We start from the raw sequence: 17,815 nt of genomic DNA, 5'->3' as shown, positions 1-17,815 counted from the left end.
TTGATGCAACGCCGACCACGCTGGTCGATTAGCGAACACTGCGTTGATGGGTCCAGCAGCGAGTGGCGATCCGTTTCAACGTGACTCGCAGTCGTGAAATCGAAATCGGCTTGGACAAAAAATGCGTCCCGGCGAATTGCTTTGTCCTTGCCGCGGTGGTGCGTTCATCCAGACTGCTGACGACGATGACCGGCAACACGCGTATCCGGCGGTCTTGCGAATGACGGATCGCCTGCAAGAGATCAAACCCGCTCCAGAGGGGCATTTCGACGTCGGTGATCACCACATCAACGCGTTGGTGCTGAAGCTGCTTGAAGGCTTCTTTGCCATTTCGGGCTTGAATTGTCGCGACGTCGAGTTGCCGAACCGCACGATCGACGATGGCTCGCATCGCCGGGACATCATCCACGATCAGCGCGGTTCGCATTCCCAACGACGTCAGCGACCGAATGGGTCCGTGAAACGGGATCGGCTTAATCATTCGGCTTACCTGGGTTTCAGTGTTGGAATCATCATCCCCAGCAACGCTGCCCCAGGATCAGGGCGCCCCCAAGATCAGGCCGTTTGGTTGTCCATTGCGGTTCTGTCGCTTGCGGAAGGAGGGAGGGCCGAAAGCGGTCGCGGAGATCGACCGATCACGGCGCTGCATGCCTGGAATGACCAGCTGAATTTAGTCAGCAAACCACATGCCGAAAGCCATCACGCTTCCAGCCAACCTTCCACATACAGCCGCTTCGTCCACAACATCGCGATCGCGACCAGCGGCGTGGCGAACACCACGCCCCAAAACCCGAACACCAACCCGGCGACGATCTGCGCCAGGATCACCGCCGCCGGAGGCAGCGAGACTTGGTGCTCTTGAACCATCGGCGTGATCAGGTAACTCTCGACAAACTGGATCGTCAGATAAAGCGCCAGAACACTGATCACCGCCGTCGACCCTTGTTGGGATGCCAGCAGCAAGGCAGGAATCACCGCCGCGATCCCGCCGAGATTGGGGATGAAGGTCACCAGGGCGGCGAAAACACCCAATTCCACCGGCATCGGGATCCCGATCACGGCCAGCCCGGCACCGAACAGACAGCCGACGATCAGCATCGCCAACAAGCGGCCGAGCATCCAGCGCCAAAGCGTTTCGCCGGAATCATCCAACAGCGTTGACAACCGGTCACGCCAACGGATCGGCACGCTCCGAATCGCCGCGGCACGATACTTATCCGGGTTAAACCCGAAATAGGCCGCCAGGATCAACAGAATCAAACAGTCGGCCAACCCTCCGAATGCGGTCGCGAAGAAGTTCTTGGCCAACCCGAGCGATTCGGTCGACGATGGCAACAGAGACGAGAGTTCGGACCCCTTGCTTAGATAACGCTTCACCAGCGGCTGCTCCTTGGCCGCCTGGACGACCTTGGCCACCGATGCGTCGACTCGATCGGTCAATCGCACGATCTGCTCGCTGGCCGAATTGGCAAACGCATAGGCCGAACCGATCGTCAGCAATAACAGCGCACCGATCACCAACGCGACCCGCGTGCGTCGCGACAGTCGATCCAGTAACCGACCGCCCAGCTTGCCTGCGATTCGATTGAGCACCACCGCAATCAAAATGGCACCAAACACTAACGGCAATAAATTGCGTGCCACAAACAATAACGACGCGACGGCCGCCACGGTGATCACCAATGCGCAGACGGTCAACGTGTTACGGACCAGGCGTTGATCGTTCATGAAAGCTCATCCGCCTGTTGCACCGAGTTGGCGACAGCCTCCGCGATCGCGGGGCTTTTGAACGTCAGGGTGCGGTAGGGGAACGGAATCTCGATGCCCGCGTCGTCCAATGCTCGCTTGATCGCCGCAACCACCTCGTCTCGACTGCGGCGGATCTCGACCGGTTTGGATCCCGTCCACCAGGCGACTTCGAAATTGATGCTGGAACTGGCAAACTCTTGGGCAAACACTTCAACGGTCCGTTTGCCCTGCACACTCTGGCACGACTGAACCGCCTGAGCGATCACGTCCCGCGATTGGTCGACATCTTCGTCGTACGCCACACCACAGATGATCCGGACGCGGCGTTGCGGCTGGCTGGTCAGCACGTCGACATTGTTTTTAAAGAGTGTGGCGTTGGGAATGACGGCCAGTTCTCCGTCGAGTTTCCGAATCATCGTGTTGCGGATCGTGATCTCTTTCACTTCGCCGGTCAGGTCGCCGCAAGTGATGTAGTCGCCACGGTCAAACGGGTACCGCCACAGAATCAGAATTCCGGCAAAGAAGTTTTCAAAGATGTCTTTAAACGCGAATCCGATGGCGACCGAACCGAGCCCCAGAACCGTCAAGGCTTTGGACGGTGTCATCCCGGGAAACGCGACCACGGTGGCAACCAAAAAGCCGACGATCCATATCAGGATCGCAGTGATCTGGTAAATCAGGTCTTTTAAACTGGCTCGCATCCCACGCTGATCCAACAGGCGATGAACGCCCCAGCCGACTCCCTTGGCAGCCAGACTGGTGAGCACCAGGATGACCAACGCCGCCAACAGCAGCGGCGATCGAGCCAGGAAATCAGTCCACAGTGTATTGAGCGAGTCTGCGACCACATCGCTGGTTGATTCCAAATCGACTTGGTGATCGACGGTCAATTCATTGATCACCGCCACCACATCTTCCGTTTTGCGGGCGACGTTGGCCGCCCACTCGCGGTGCTCCTCGGTGTCAGACTGTCCTTTTAGCGTCACGATACCGCTGTCGAGCACCACCTCCGCCTCGGACAACCAACCCGCCTTTTCAGCCGACTCATAGATCCTAACCAGACGTTCTCGGATCGCCGCATCGTCCGTCACGTCCTGCACCGAAACGGTCTCAGCGGGCTCATTGGCATCGCCACCTTCCTCTGGGACGTCAACCTCTTGAGCGGCAGCAAACGGATCCTGGGCGACGGCGAACGAAGGAAGTCCGAGCGACGGAAGTCCGGGCGACGCCAGAACGAGTGCGAAAAATAGCAGTGAGAATGGAAGTCGTGACATGATTTCGGTAAAGGTCTACTGTTGAAGATGCTCGATCTGATCGCCGATCAGATCGTTCAGGGATTCGTTCTTGGAGATCGCAGTCACCTTTTGCAGTGAAGAAACGAAGTAGCGAGTGACGTTCCGATCCCGCTTCACGTACGGGACCAATTGCGACAACATCGATTCGACGAAATCGGAATGAGTCACTTCGGTCGTGATGATCCTGACGTTTCCGTCGCAATCGGTGCGATGGGAGGAAGGAATCTTTCGCTCGGCGAGCTTGACCAGTCCGACGGACAGCCAATCGATACACTGCATGGCGGTAAACGGGTCGTTCACGCCTGGTGAAAGTGCCCGGGTCGCGACTTCGACGAATCGATTCAAGACAAAGAACACGTCCTGCGTCGGTGTCCGAATCGACCCGATGGTGACTCCGTGACGGACCTGGTCGGCGTGATCGTCAGACCAATCCTCCAGCGCGGCGACCTCCGCGATGACTTCGTTTTCGCGAATGAAATCACCCGGCCGTCGCAGCAATCGCACCGCGGTCGCGTTGGCTCTGGCAAATGCCAACAACTCGGTATCGTCGACACCTTGCAAGTAACCGCTGCGCGTCGCCTGGACCCGGTGCCGAAAATCAAACTCCGGTTCGGGCTGCTTCGACTTCACGGCAAAGGGGTCGCCGAGTGTTTCGGGATACAGCTCGTCGAACTTCGCCGTCATGTCTGTCGCCAGCCGCTGCAGTACCGTCGAGATGTGAATGCTGTCGGGAACATGGTGAATGAAATAGATCAGTTCGGCCACGCTGGCGATGGTCAAAACCAACGCGATGATCAGGGCGAACTGAGGCACAAAGGCTTCCATCGTCACGCCCATGGCCGTGGATTCCCAATTCCCGCGGATGACGCGAAGCACTAACAAGCAATACAGAAACGTCGCGACAAACGTCCCTAGCGTGATCTGGTTACCACGATCACGCATGAAGTTGTCTAGCAATCGGGGGCCGAAGTGGCTCGTGGCGTGCGACACGGCCAGGATAGTCAACGAGAACGTGACGCCGGCGACCGTGATCATCGAACCGGCGACCGTCGCGAGAAAAGCTCGCGCACCATCGGGCTGGTTCATCGAAGTGAACCAGAATTCCTTGGTCCATTCATTGCCGATCGCACGGTCCACCCAAATGGCGCCCTGCGACAAGACAAACGCTGCGATTACCATCAACGACGGGATGAACCAATAGCTGCCCTGGATGCGGTAAACGAGTTGCTGTAGGTAAGCCCTCATCGGACCAGGCTCGCTTGGGTGGACGCCGGACCACGATCGGCCGCGCTGGGATCGCACCCGATTTGCATGCTGATGCGAGTCGTCAGGTGGCGGTGGAACAATCGCATAATCGACTGAGAAAAAAGGGAATGGGGACGAATGGCACGGGCTTAGTGAGCCGACGGCGCTAGCCGCTGGCGTTGATACGCCTTTAACTCGGCGGCAAGGCCCGGGGCTAGCGCCGTCGGCTCAGCGTATTGGCTTAAGCGGTAAGGCCCGGGGCTAGCGCCTACGGCTCAGTGTATTGGCTTGAGCCCATGCCATTCGGAACGGGGGAAATGGGAAAGGATCCGGAATGCGGCCTGTCCTCATGAGGCATCGGCTCGAAACGCAGCGGGACGCAAACCGCGTTCCGATTGGGATGCGGCCGATCTGGGGACAACGGACCAGCTGTCGCCTGGACGATTATCGCCCAAGCTGCGCTCCGCCACTCCACTCGCTCGTCTGATTCCACCTCACTGACCCGGAATTCACTCCTCCGTTCCGCTTTGGCCCGCGATATGCGTCGCCTGAAGGCGGAGTCCCGTGATCGGGAACACGAACTTTACATCAACGGAGGACAACTCAATGGTTGACCGACAAGAACTTAGAGGGCAATGGAACGAAGTCAAAGGACGATTGAAGGAGCATTGGGGACAACTTACCGAAGACGATTTCCGTCGTGCCGAAGGGTCGGCCGACCAACTTGTCGGCGTGGTCCAACAGAAAACGGGCGCAACGCGGAATGAAGTCGAATCCTTCCTCGAAAATGTGCTCCATGGGAGCTTCACCGATCAAGCCGCTGATACCGTGCAGCACTACGCCGATGCAGCGCAGGCCGTCGCGGCCGACGCCGCAGCATACGCCCGGGATCACTATCGCAGGTTGGCAACCCAGTCGGGCGACTACACCGCAAAGGTTGCCGAAACCGTGCGAAGTCGACCCGCCGAATCACTGGCGATCGCCTTCGGACTTGGCATCGCGGCGGGCGCCCTGTTCTTCATGGGAAACAAGAAATAGTCATGGCCAATACCCTTGCAACGCGGAAGCAAGCCGAGGCGATCAAGCAGCGGATGTCGGAGATCCGGACGGAATTGCCGTATGACGTCGACGACGCGCGGCGGCGAGTCCGCCAGTTGTCGGACTGGAAGTACCACTTGGCACGGCACCCGTTGCCGGTCCTCGCGGTCGCGGTCGGGATCGGCTACTTGCTGGTCCCGAAAAAGCACTCCGGCGGGGAAGGCGGTGGGCGTGGTTCCGCAATCGGCCACTGCAATTGCTCAGCGGCCGACACCCAGACCGCATCGCCGCCAACCGTTAAACGGGGGTTCGTCGGAGGCGTTACCGGAGCGATCGCGTCATTAGCGATGAGACAGCTTACCTCGATCGCGGCCAGTCAGATCAACCATCTCTTGTCAAAACCGAAAACACCATGATTGCTCCAGCACTCCCGTCTCGCCCCCGCGACGATCGTCGCAGCGGCGACGCCGATCTTCCGCCGGGCGGCGATCAGACGCAAGGCGGAAAACTTGGTTTTATCCAGCAGACGATCGCCGATCATCCCACCTGGGCACTGGCCGCGGCCGGCGCCGTCGGTCTGACGCTCGGCTGGCTCGTGAAACGTCAACGGCGGTGATTGTGATGCAACAACAATCCAGTATTCAAAAAGTGATCCGCGACTTTGTCGACCTTTGGGAGTTGCAAATTCAACTGCTATCGGTCGATTCACAGGCTGCGAAGCGCAATGTTGCAAAGGCGATCGCTTGCGCGATGACCGCAATCCTGTTGACCGGTACCGGTTTGACGGTGGCTCTGTTGGGAGCCGGATTCTTGCTCGATGAGTTGACGCAGCTATCCACTGGAGCCGCATTATTGCTGCTCGGCGGTGCGACGTTGGTTTTCGTCGCGATCCTGCTTCTGATTGCGCTGCGGGCACTCAATTCGGCATCCGCTGCGATGAGTGAGTCGAAGGCGGAATTTGCCGAGAACCTGCGTTGGTTGAAGGCGACGTTGGTCGCTCCCCGGTCCTCACCTCGAAATCAATTTCGTCGTGAGTCATTTACCGACGACAGCGGTTACGGTCACCGCTACCACCCCCACTCAGAAACTGTTTCCCCACATTCACCGAGGTAAATTGATGTCCGACAAAACGACTTCCCGGTCCGCCACCTCCGACGCTGCGTCAACCGACTCGAGCAACCACAGCTCGCATGACAACGGTGGTGTCTCCAACCAAGCTCGCCAGACCGCCCATCGGGTCGCCGCCGGCGCGATGGAAATTGGCCAAGACGCCGCCCAGCATTACGTCCGAGAGCCCGCCAAAGACCTGTTCAGTCTGGCGAAGGACTACGCCAAGGACCACCCGGATGTCGCCGCTTGCTGGGCGTTCGGGCTGGGGGTCATCGTCGGTTGGAAGTTGAAGCCGTAATCGCGCATAATGGATCAAGTCAGGCGGAGATCGTTGGAAAAGGGCTTTCGGCCCAGTTGATGCTGCATTGACACGCTGGAAGCCGATCCCACACCGAGTGATCCGCCATGTACTCTGAAACGTCCGGTTCCCGCAAGACGCTCGGCGACGTTGACGTCCTGTATCACGATGGCATCTATCACCTGTTCCATCTGGTGCTGCCCAACCATGACTTCATTGCACACGCGGTCAGTGATAACTGTATGAACTGGCGGCGCGTGGAAAACGCGTTGTTCCTCGGGCACCCCGGATCGTGGGACGATTCGATGTTGTGGACGATCCACGTGTCACCCAATCCTCATCGACAGGGTTCGTGGCGGATGTTCTACACCGGGCTTTCACGTCGCGATCACGGACAAAAACAGCGGATCGGGATGGCCGAAAGTGACGATCTTTACACGTGGCGAAAAGCCCCGGTCAGCTGGAAAGACGGACGCTCGGCACTGCCGTATGATCTTCCCGGACGGCCGGCTCAACCTCCGTTCGAATACGACGCATCGAGTTGCTTTCCGCTCGATCCCGACGGTCGGTATTATGAAGCGGAATTCAATGAAGGGCGGCACTGGCTGTCGTGGCGCGATCCGTTTTATTATCGCGAGGGGAAACGGGGTTGGTTGTTGGCCGCCGGCCGCGTCAACCACGGGCCGGTCGTCCGGCGTGGCTGCGTTGCCGTGATGGAAGAGACCGCACCGAACCGGTTCGAAGCGCGGCCGCCGCTGCATCATCCGGGATTGTATGACGACGTCGAAGTCCCCAACCTGTTCAAGATCGACGGCGAATATTATTTGGTCGGCAGCATGCGTGAAGATGCCAAGATACGTTACTGGCACACCACCCAGATCGATGCTCCGTGGAGAAGTTATGCGGACAACGTGCTGCTTGCCGAGGGGAACTATGCCGGCCGAGTCTGTCAGGATGATCGCGGTCTGTTGCTTTGGAATTTCTTCACCCCCGGGGCCGCCGACCGGTTGTCCAACAATCTGATGCCGCCACCCAAACGACTTTCACGCTGCGAATCCGGTCAGCTGCACGTGCACACCTTCGAAGGGTTCCAATCCGTAATCGATCGCCCGGCTTCGTTGGACATGGACGGTCCGTTGAAGGATCAACGCGAAGGCGCGTTGGAGCGACCCGCCAGCGATGCCCTGGAGCTGCATTGCGGGTGTGGATTTCAGATCTTTGCGCTGCGCGAATCGTTCCGTTGTTTTCGCCTTCAGGCCTCGTTAAAGATGCTCAGCGAGGGCAAATGCGGGCTGGTCTTCCGTCTCGATCGCCAAACGCACGACGGCTACTACCTTTCGCTGGACCTGTTCAAAGGCGTCGCGCAGCTGCGAGCTTGGGGAAGCGGCCCCGATGGCAGCGGTGAAGAGATGATGCAGTTCCGCTCCATTCAGTCGGCCTTCTGGGAACAAAAGCAGCGTGGCGAAGCCGAAATTAAAGTGTTGGCCTACGGCAGTTACCTCGAGGTCTCCATCGGCGGACGCGTCAGGCTTTCTTTGGCCGACCAGACGTTCACACACGGCGCACTCGGTTTTTGTGTCGAAAGCGCACGAGTGCAGGTCACCGATTTGCGCGTCGATCATTACCTGCCGCCGGCGCAAACGGACGAGCATCTGGCCAACGGATAACCACGCGGCTGCCGGGGACGGGGGCCGACCACGCCCACACTGGCTCGTTTTCGTCCAGCCTGGTCGATCAGCGGCCAGTGATTGTTGCGATCCCCAACGAGCTGATCGTTTTCGAACCGTCGCGATGCGTGTGTCCCATTGCGTTCGCGCGTCTGTCGCCGTCGTCACATGATGGGCGCGCCGTTTGCACTCTGATGAGATCATTGTTCTTTTTTTCATCCTTGACTGCAATTTCGCTCGGAGCATTTCTTCGATGGACACCTGCAACCATCCTCCCCTGATTCAAACCAACCACGGTGTTTGTTTTCCTTTGGTCGGCCCAAAACGTGTCGATCAAGTCGAACTTCTAGAAGCGGTCGATTCCGAGGAGTTGACGACGCAACGACACGATGATGACACTGTCGAAACGGAGGCCGAGTCCGTAGCTGTGGCGGAAGGCTGATTCTGTGTAGCGTGTCTCGATCACCCACCCGGACCATTGTGAGTTCTTGATCGCGATCCCCCAGGTGCCTGATTGACGGCACCTGATTGACGGTGTCGTGCCCAACGCATTCAATCTCAGTGCATTCAATCTGCAGATGCGGGGCAGCACAGTGGGCGTGCGTTTGAGGTCAGGTCGGTCGGGGTTTCCCTGCTTCATCGCCCAAGATTCTTCTGGGGAAACGTGGAATGGGCGATTTTGTTTCGAATTTCTTTGACACCTCCGACTTCCCGGCGCGATGGCACTGTGGCAATTGGTCGGAGTTTCTCGGTTGGCTGCACATCGTCAGCGATGCCGCGACCTTCGGGGCCTATTTCGCCATCCCGGTTGTTCTGGTTCACTTCGCTCGCAAGCGAGACGACATCCCGTCCACCCGGCTGTTCTGGTTGTTCGCCGCCTTCATTTCGGCTTGCGGTTTGGTGCATCTGATCGAAGCGATCATCTTTTGGCATCCGCTCTATCGGGTGTCGGGGTTGATGAAATTCATCACAGCCGTCGTGTCGTGGGGGACGGTGATCGTCCTGGTGCAACAGATGCCACACCTGTTGCGACTGCCGTCGATCGTGGCAACCAACGAACGGTTGCAAGAAGAAATCGGTCAGCGGGAAGAGACACAGCGCCAACTAAGGCTGGTTAAGGCGCGGTATGAAGCGTTGCTGTGGGGGACGCGGAGCATTGTCTGGACGACAGATCCCGCGGGCGGATTTACGACCCCGCAGATCTCTTGGGAACGCTACACCGGACAAACGTGGACCGAACACCAACAATTCGGTTGGATTAATGCCATTCACCCCGATGACCGCCCTTCGTTGAAGCGTCGTTGGCAAGCAGCGTTGGAATCTGGAAAATACCAGGCGAGCGGTCGCATCTGGCACCAAGACAGCCAGGCCTATCGTACCTTTGCGGTGGAGGCGGTGGCGGTGAAGAACGACGACGGCACGATCCGCGAGTGGGTGGGCACCGTCGGAGACATCGAAGAACAACACCAAGCGCAGACAAATCTGGGGGTGATCCAATCGGAACTCGCCCGCAAGAACCGCGAGCTGGAATTGATCTACAAAGCGGCTCCGGTCGGCATGAGTTTGATCGACCGCGACCTGAGGTATTTGCGGGTCAACGAAACGTTAGCCAAGATCAACGGGTTCACCCGCGATCAACACATCGGACGGCGTGCCGATGAACTGCTGAAAGGGTTGAACGATCAGCTGTTGCCGATTTATCGCCGCGTGTTTGCTACCGGCCGGCCGGTTTTGGGCGTAGAAATCGTCGGCAAGACGCCGGCATCGGACCAGCAGCGGACTTGGTTGGCGAGTTATTATCCGCTCGAATTGCCCAGCGAAAGTGGCGATGCGAACAAAAATACCGTGACGGCCGTCAGCGCCATCGTGCAAGACATCACTGACCGCAAGGAACAGGAACAACGACTCAGAGAGAGCGAGCAAATCGCTCGGGCCGCCAGTCAGTCCAAAAGCGAGTTTCTGGCCAACATGAGCCACGAGATTCGCACTCCCATGGCCGCAATACTGGGCTATGCCGATGTCCTGCTGGGACACTTGCAGGATCCGGACAACCGCAACTGTGTCCTGATCATGAAAAAGAACGGTCAGTTCTTGTTAGAACTGATCAATGACATTTTGGACCTGTCACGGATCGAAGCCGGCAAGTTGACGATGGAGCCCGATGATTGCCCGCTGCCCCAAATGGTCGCCGACATCCAATCGCTGATGCTGGTTCGGGCCGAGGAAAAGCATGTCCGATTTGACGTCGAATTCGAAGGCAAGGTGCCACGGACGATCACGACCGACCCGATTCGGCTGCGCCAAGTTTTGATCAATTTGATCGGAAACGCGATCAAGTTTACCGACGAAGGTGAAGTGCGATTGAAAGTCCGATTCATTGATGATGCAGAACCGCCGGTGGTTGAATTTGCGGTGATGGACACCGGGATCGGGATGAGTGACGACCAGATCCGGCGGCTGTTTAAACCCTTCTCCCAAGGCGACTCGTCCGTCACGCGACGCTACGGCGGCAGCGGTTTGGGGCTCGCGATCAGCCAGCGTCTGGTCGAAATGATGAACGGCGAAATGGATTTGGTCAGCACCGTCGGTCAGGGGTCGACGTTTTATGTCCGTTTACCGATCACGTCGTTCGCGGAAATCCAACTGATCAAACCCGATTTGGTAACGCGAACCAGCGAACCGGAAGCCATGCTCGCTGCGCCGGCGCGACTTTCGTGTCGGGTGCTGGTGGTCGATGACCGACGCGACGTGCGACACATCAGCCAGCACTTCCTGGAAAAAGCCGGCGCGCGCGTGGCGACCGCCGAAGACGGCGGGCAGGGCATCGACGCGGCGATCGCCGCACGCGAGTCCGGCGAACCGTTCGACGTCATCGTGATGGACATGCAAATGCCCAACGTCGATGGCTTGCAAGCGACCGCGATGTTGCGCTCGCTCGGGATCCAGTGGCCCGTGATCGCCTTGACCGCCGACGCGATGAAGGGAGATCGCGACCGCTGCCTCAACGGCGGCTGTGACGATTACCTGGCCAAGCCCATCGATCAGGCCAAACTGGTCGCCATGGTCGCCCGGTACGCCCACCAGGTTCCGGTGGAGCGGTTACAGGAAAAACGCAAATCCCGGGCGAATCAGCTGCGGGCCAGCCTGGAAGATGATGAAGTCTAATCCCGCGATCCGGTCGCGTTTGGCCCGCGTTTTGCTTGATCAGCGACCACTCCGATCGACAAACCGCTACCGCGACGATATTTTTTTGTTTAGGTGATCTCCGATGCCAACAGGCGCCACTTTACCCCAACCGACGTCCACCCTCCTTTCCAAGTGGTCCAAAGCGATGCCTAACCTTTTAGTCATTGACGATGACCGAACCATTCTCGCGCTCGCGGAAAAGGCGCTCTCCCCGATCGCGGACATCACCACCGCCGCCAGTGCCGGCGATGGGCTGGCCGAGTTGCGCCGTGGGGCGTATGACGCGGTGTTGTTGGATATCCAATTGCCCGACCAGAACGGATTGGCCGTTTACTGCGAAATCCGGGAACACGATCGTCGGATCCCCGTGATCTTCATGACGGTCGAAGCGGCCAGCAACACCGCGATCGAAGCGATGCAGCTGGGCGCGTTCGATTACATCGCCAAGCCGTTGCACATCGAACCGTTGCGTGATCTGGTCGAAAAAGCGATCGAGCAACGCCAGATCAGCAGCGTGCCGGTCGCCATCTCGGCCGACGACGAAGGGGGGGATCAGTCGGCAGAGCTGTTTATCGGTCGATCACCTGCCATGCTGGACGTTTTCAAAGCAATCGGAAAGGTCGCCAAGCAGGACGTGCCGATTTTGATCCGCGGGGAAAGCGGGACCGGAAAGGAGCTGGTCGCGCGGGCGTTGTTCCAATACAGCCATCGCAGCGACGAGACGTTTCTGGCGGTCAACTGTGCCGCGTTGCCCGACAATTTGCTCGAAAGTGAACTGTTCGGCCACGAAAAAGGTGCCTTCACCGGTGCCGAAAGCCGCCGGATCGGGAAGTTCGAACAGTGTAACGGCGGCACCTTGTTCCTGGACGAGATCGGCGACATGGCCCCCTCGGTCCAGGCCAAAGTGCTGCGTGTGCTGCAAGAACAACGCTTCGAGCGGGTCGGCGGTAACAAAGAACTGACCACCGATGTCCGCATCATCGCGGCGACCAACCGGCCGCTGGAACAGATGGTCCAGGACGGCGATTACCGCGAAGATTTGCTGTACCGTCTCAACGGGGTGACGATCGAATTGCCGCCGCTGCGCGATCGTTTGAGCGATGTGCCGTCGCTGATCCGGTTCTTTCTCGCACAGGCCAAGAAGGAGTTCAATAAACCCGATCTGGAGGGGCTTTCCCCCGAAGCGGTCGATCTGCTGACCGCCTATGTCTGGCCCGGCAACGTCCGACAGCTACGCGCCGTCATCCGTCGCTGCGTGCTGGACACCGTGATGCCGGTCATCACCCCCGACACCCTTCCCGATGAGATTACCGGCTCCGTTTCGGTGGCCGAAAAGACGCCCCGTGACGATGCGGCGCCGAAACCAGAGTCCGTCGCCGGCAGTCAATTGCCTCAATTGGTGCAGCGTTTGCTGAATGAACGTTCGACCAATATCTACGCCGAAGCGATGGAGTACATGGAACGGTACGTCATCCTGAAAGTGTTGCAAGCGACCGACGGAAACCAGAGCCAAGCGGCAGAGATGTTGGGAATCACACGAGGAAAACTGCGAGACCGAATCAACTCGTACAACATCGTGCTCAAAAGCGACGTTCTGGTCGAGGAGTAACCGAAGACGATGAATGAATCTCAACGACAGCGCTTCTCCGATGCCCTCGTGCGAGTCGCCGGCGACGAGGAAATCTTGGAGATGTTGGCGAAGATCGCCGCCGAAGACGCGCCCGGATTGATGTCCCAATTGGACGACCACGTCAAACAATCCGAACTCGCCGAAGCAGCCCGCGTCGGCCATGCGCTCAAAGGTCTGTTGAGTACCTTCGAAACCGGCGAACCCACCTGTGAGCTACAACCGCTGATCGACGCCGCCCGCGCCGGCGACGAATCCACCGTCGTGTCGGTGCATTCGGCGATCCAGCCCGACCTCAACATCCTGGTGAATGAAATCGACGCCCTGGTCGGTTGAAAACTCGGCCACCTGCGGATCCGCCAACGTTCACCCCGCGGTGAAACTACCTGGGGGCAGGCCGCTTAGCGGCGATCGGTCCCTCGGTCGCTTGAATTGGAGGTGGAGCGATCACCATGATCGGCGGATGGTGCATCCCCGTCGCCCTGCCTCGGCGATAGATGTTGTCGCGATGCGGACGGTGCTCTTTGAAGCGTTCTGTTCAGACATCAGAGGAGAATACCGCGTTACCAGTGGCGGAACGGTGGGGTTCACCGAGCACGAGAAGTCAAACTCTCAATTCTCAACAAACGCACCACCCGTGCTTCGATGCAACACCTGGGTACGCCCGGCACGGGCATGATTGTGATGGGGTGAAAGTCGTCTGTGGTAGCGGAATTCGCCAAAAATTTCGGCTTTTCCCGTGTGAACTGCTGCGAGACGAAAGCCTTGGCGGCTTCCGCTACACATTTAGGGAGAAAGCCTCGACGAGGGCAACTGCTCAAGGGCGACCGACCGTGTGGAGGAAGCCTGGGTAACACCCCGAATGGTGCTACCCACGAATCAATCGCTACCACATGGAATTGCTTGCAGTCTCGCGTCGAGCGTTCGCCGCACGTTGATGGGTGGCAACAGATCGGCGCATCAAAGACGAAGGCAAGGGGGAGAGATTAAAACGCTGAGGCGCAGAGAGCGCAGAGGATAAGACGCTCAATTCCGTATCTCTGCGCCTCTGCGATTCAAAATCATTTGCGAGTGGTGCCATCCAACGCTGGCAATGATTTCTAAGCGATGCGTTCAATCACGGGCGCCGAATCGCGAATGATGTCACCCACTATTCAAGTGGGCACCATGGATTTGTTAGCAGTCGCGCGTTGTCCGAAAACTTGATGGGTGGCACCAATTGCGTTCCGCTACCCGCTTACAACCACCCAGTCACCCAAAACGGGCCCTGACCCTTTTTCTCCACCCTGGCGGTGGAGCAGGACGTGGATCGGAAGGAGAGATGGTAAAAAAATGGGAGGCTCAAAAGACGGTGCCGGTTTATTGCTGATTTTTTGACCAACCAATTTTTTGACCCCCACTCCTCACGATCGGGACATGCCATGAATTCGATAGCAGGTACAACGTCCGCTTGAATCATGGCGTGTCCCCGACGAGTGCGACAACGAAAATGACCCACAGGTGCTAGCGCGTCCCCGCGGATCCGAGGCTGCTTTTCATCCGTGGGACCGCTCTGTCATCCGTGGGCCAAATTGATTGCGGATTTGGGGCTGTCCTCTGGAGTCGTTTGCCGAAGGGCAGCTCACGCGGGAGTGCCGCACCTAACGCGTAGAAGCTTTGCGGAACGGGATGATGAATTCGGCTGTACGTTTTTCAGACGCGTTGGTCCGAAGCAGCAAACGTTCCGGTGCAACGACTTCAACTTCGTATCCCATCCGAGTCAATTGTTTCGTGAGCAGACGGCTCAATTCCTCGGACAATAACGAACGGGTGGCAATGGTGATTTCTTTACCCGTGAGTTTGGCAACGAAGAATCGTTCCGTAAGAACCCCCACATCAGAATCGCCGTACGACAAAAGTAACGTCGATTGAGTCAACGCTCGATCAACGAATGCCGACATCACTTTCAAGACCTTGGGGTCCAGGTTGAGTGTCGCTTGAACGTAAACTCTCTGTTTGGCATCGGTTTTTTCTGGCATCTCAAGGAAGCAGATCCACGCGTCTTGCTCCTCTGATTCGTTGCCGAGTGTAGGTGTACAAAGGAACGCAAAAACAACAAGACAACAGATCGCTTGAGAGAGATGACGAATCACAGCAACACCTCGAATGGATTCAATTCGACCAGAGAACGATTTGCGATCTGTCCGAGCATGCGTCGCAGCGGGGATAGATCGTGCGTGAGAACTTTATCGACCTTCAGGTGGGCCGGTCGCGCCGCTGAATTAGAACCGATCCTGGTGCAGCGTGCCAGTTTCTCGGTCCCACGCCGCCCGACGTTCAAGGATCGGGGTGCCTCCCGTTCGGTCGGTTCCGTCTATTAGTCAAAGAAGAACCCCTCGGACCAGATGACGCCCGCGACGGGGAAGCCGCGCGCCGATCGATCAATCGCTGGGCCACGAGGAACCAAGACGTCGGTCGAAATCCAACGCCGACGACCCTGCGGTCAGGAAATCTAAGAAGCTGGCGATTGCCTTAAGTCCAACCGCCTTGGCGGTGCAACAGCATATGAATTGGAAGGCGAGGTGGTCAAAAAATGGGAGGGTTAAAAAATGAAGCCAATTGCTTGCTGATTTTTCGACCACTCCCCCAAGGCTGGCCACTCATTCATCCAAGATGCCTGCCCCCGTTGATGCGTTCCATGAATTTGCTAGTAGTCTTGCTTCATGTGTTCGCCGTTCGTTGATGGGTGGCAACGGATCGGCGTACCAAAGACGAACGCAGGGCGAGAGATTAAAAACGCAGAGGCGCAGAGAGCGCAGAGGATGATGCACTCAATTCCGTATCTCTGCGTCCTCTGCGTCCTCTGCGACTCTGCGATTCAAAACCATGTGCGAATCGTGACACTCAACGCTGACGATAATCACTACGTGCTGCGTCCAACGACGGTGTCGAATCGCGAATGATCCCGCCCACGATCCAAGCAAGCACCATAAATTTCAAATTCGACTGGGGCGTGAACATCAAACCGGTCCGTGATGGTCGGGCCGTTCTGAAGTACTTGGCGCCGTACGTCTATCGCGTCGCGATCAGTGACAATCGGATCGTGTCGGTCGATGAGCAAGGCGTGACCGACAGCGACGGCCGTTGGCTCTGGCGGCGCCAGCTTGCTGTGCCAATCAGAGCAAAACCCAATCGGGTATTTCGCCGATTCCGAGCTTCTTGAACAGAGAATTTGAGCATCGGCTCTTCCGCCGGAGTGGACGCTGCCCTTCGGCTGCAAACAGGGATTAGAGAGAGACACCGCTCGTCATTCACGCGATGTCAAATTCTTATTGGTTATCCGCTTTCCCCAGGTTGCGTCGGCGGCTAAGGTCATTGCATCGACCACGGCCACACTCTGTTCACATGACCGCATTCCGGGCATTCGCCACCACGCTGCGGTTGCTGGGATACGCCGCGACAGTCGATCCACGCTGTGAGTAGTGCGAAGGGAGCTATAGCAAAGACCGCACCACAAAGAAAAAGCGGAACCCACCAACCTAGATAGTAGAACGGCGCGGCAGCAAGCAATGCCGCGACGATTAGCCAGAAAAATACGGCAGGTGGTGACGATCCGCCGGGTGCCGGCTGGTATCTATCCACACCGAAGCGATGTTTGCATTGCGAGCAGTGCATAGATTCTGTCGGCGAACGAAATGCGATCTATCCGGGCACGGGACGTGCAGGGATAGATCGTGCGTTGAAGTTTGTCGGCTCGACTTGGCCGGGTTCGGGTCGACCGCTATTAGAATCGCTGCAGTTACCACGTGCCAGCGTTGGCGTTTGATTCAATCGCTCCCACATGGAATTGCTAGCAGTCTCGCGTCGGGCGTTCGCCGCACGTTGATGGGTGGCAACGCTCTTGCCGTATCAAGAACGAGACCTGCGTACGAGATCGTCAACGCAATTCTCGCAAAAACCAAAAAACAACCCAAGACCAGTCCAATGGCACTACTGAGAGACTGGTTCCCTGGCAGTGAAATGAGCATTGTTTGGATCCCAATGCACAAGGCCAGCAAGATAATCAAAGCGAACACAAAAGCGAAAAACCGGGTGACACGCAATTCAACAGCAGGTTCGTTGAGATAGCGAGTCACCTGTTTCAAGAACAGCAAGAAGCAGATGTTGCTTAGAAGGCTCGGGAAAAAACTTAACGCAGCAATGGACGGAATCATATTTCCAACAGATTGCGTTACGAATACGTTCATCGCGATCGCAGCGAGGCGTAACGCCACTGCGATGCTTAAAAAAAGTCTGGCGTCTGTTTCTGGCGGGATACTAAAGCATAGAAGTTGTCCGGCAAAACCGGACAAGGAGAATACAAGAAGCAAGATCACGACAAGGAAAATGGTATCATGCACGGAGACTTGCAGATCCGCTGCCAGACAAATAAGTGTAGCCGGAAGCACTCCAGCGAGCGTCAAAACCGCGCCGCAAATACCGAAGAAGTATGTGAACAAGCCGACTCGCGTGCTTTTGTAGGCGCTTGCATCGAGAGTCACGGTGGACGCAGTCGAGTCCAGAGTTGCGACCGGTTGACCGACTGAATCCATTTCTAGGCCGCAAAGTCGGCACGCTCCGT

At 57.6% G+C, this 17,815-nt stretch carries 15 protein-coding genes and 1 pseudogene; 10 read left to right on the top strand and 6 right to left on the bottom strand.

Annotation, left to right across the window (positions count from 1 at the left end):
* Nucleotides 1-28: 28 nt before the first annotated feature.
* From Mal15_RS33190 to Mal15_RS33175, 4 genes are all read right to left on the bottom strand, one after another.
* Nucleotides 29-481 (bottom strand): response regulator, encoded by a 453-nt coding sequence (locus Mal15_RS33190; protein WP_147871656.1) that lies wholly within the window; start codon nt 479-481, stop codon nt 29-31.
* Between the two features lie 218 nt (nt 482-699).
* Nucleotides 700-1,728, bottom strand: coding sequence for an AI-2E family transporter (locus tag Mal15_RS33185; RefSeq protein ID WP_147871655.1), 1,029 nt, complete (start codon nt 1,726-1,728; stop codon nt 700-702).
* A complete protein-coding gene (locus Mal15_RS33180; RefSeq protein ID WP_147871654.1) occupies nt 1,725-3,023 on the bottom strand; it encodes a mechanosensitive ion channel family protein in 1,299 nt (432 codons plus the stop codon). Before Mal15_RS33180 ends, Mal15_RS33185 begins: the two co-directional genes overlap by 4 nt.
* 15 nt (nt 3,024-3,038) lie before the next feature.
* Entirely contained in the window at nt 3,039-4,289 is a 1,251-nt protein-coding gene (locus Mal15_RS33175; RefSeq protein WP_147871653.1) for a DUF2254 domain-containing protein, read from the bottom strand.
* 606 nt (nt 4,290-4,895) lie between these two features.
* On the opposite strand from Mal15_RS33175, the gene Mal15_RS33170 reads away from it, so the two are divergent.
* The 9 genes from Mal15_RS33170 (at nt 4,896) to Mal15_RS33130 (ending at nt 13,551) form a co-directional block, all read left to right on the top strand.
* Nucleotides 4,896-5,327 (top strand): CsbD family protein, encoded by a 432-nt coding sequence (locus Mal15_RS33170; protein WP_147871652.1) that lies wholly within the window; start codon nt 4,896-4,898, stop codon nt 5,325-5,327.
* A gap of 2 nt (nt 5,328-5,329) precedes the next feature.
* Entirely contained in the window at nt 5,330-5,743 is a 414-nt protein-coding gene (locus Mal15_RS33165; RefSeq protein WP_147871651.1) for a hypothetical protein, read from the top strand.
* On the top strand, nt 5,740-5,943 hold the full coding sequence (locus Mal15_RS33160; RefSeq protein WP_147871650.1) for a hypothetical protein: 204 nt from the start codon (nt 5,740-5,742) through the stop codon (nt 5,941-5,943). Before Mal15_RS33165 ends, Mal15_RS33160 begins: the two co-directional genes overlap by 4 nt.
* 5 nt (nt 5,944-5,948) lie before the next feature.
* On the top strand, nt 5,949-6,440 hold the full coding sequence (locus Mal15_RS33155; RefSeq protein WP_147871649.1) for a phage holin family protein: 492 nt from the start codon (nt 5,949-5,951) through the stop codon (nt 6,438-6,440).
* Nucleotides 6,441-6,444: 4 nt separating this feature from the next.
* Nucleotides 6,445-6,735 (top strand): hypothetical protein, encoded by a 291-nt coding sequence (locus tag Mal15_RS33150; RefSeq protein WP_147871648.1) that lies wholly within the window; start codon nt 6,445-6,447, stop codon nt 6,733-6,735.
* 107 nt (nt 6,736-6,842) lie between these two features.
* On the top strand, nt 6,843-8,402 hold the full coding sequence (locus tag Mal15_RS33145; protein ID WP_147871647.1) for a glycoside hydrolase family protein: 1,560 nt from the start codon (nt 6,843-6,845) through the stop codon (nt 8,400-8,402).
* Between the two features lie 669 nt (nt 8,403-9,071).
* Nucleotides 9,072-11,567: an ATP-binding protein gene (locus tag Mal15_RS33140; RefSeq protein WP_147871646.1), complete on the top strand. Its 2,496-nt coding sequence runs from the start codon at nt 9,072-9,074 to the stop codon at nt 11,565-11,567.
* Between the two features lie 166 nt (nt 11,568-11,733).
* Entirely contained in the window at nt 11,734-13,197 is a 1,464-nt protein-coding gene (locus Mal15_RS33135) for a sigma-54-dependent transcriptional regulator (RefSeq protein WP_147871645.1), read from the top strand.
* 9 nt (nt 13,198-13,206) lie between these two features.
* A complete protein-coding gene (locus tag Mal15_RS33130) occupies nt 13,207-13,551 on the top strand; it encodes a hypothetical protein (protein ID WP_147871644.1) in 345 nt (114 codons plus the stop codon).
* Between the two features lie 1,304 nt (nt 13,552-14,855).
* Here Mal15_RS33130 and Mal15_RS33125 read toward each other — a convergent pair.
* Nucleotides 14,856-15,347, bottom strand: a complete 492-nt coding sequence (locus Mal15_RS33125) for a hypothetical protein (protein ID WP_147871643.1) — start codon at nt 15,345-15,347, stop codon at nt 14,856-14,858.
* Nucleotides 15,348-16,198: 851 nt separating this feature from the next.
* Here Mal15_RS33125 and Mal15_RS35255 point away from each other — a divergent pair.
* A pseudogene (locus Mal15_RS35255) lies at nt 16,199-16,324 on the top strand (transposase); the annotation flags it as partial.
* A 697-nt stretch (nt 16,325-17,021) separates the two neighbouring features.
* Here Mal15_RS35255 and Mal15_RS33115 read toward each other — a convergent pair.
* Nucleotides 17,022-17,735 (bottom strand): hypothetical protein, encoded by a 714-nt coding sequence (locus Mal15_RS33115; RefSeq protein ID WP_147871641.1) that lies wholly within the window; start codon nt 17,733-17,735, stop codon nt 17,022-17,024.
* Between the last annotated feature and the right edge of the window lie 80 nt (nt 17,736-17,815).

The organism is Stieleria maiorica, from assembly GCF_008035925.1.
GTDB lineage: Bacteria > Planctomycetota > Planctomycetia > Pirellulales > Pirellulaceae > Stieleria > Stieleria maiorica.
Note: the sequence above shows the minus strand (reverse complement) of the source record. Positions and strands in the feature narration are given on the sequence as shown.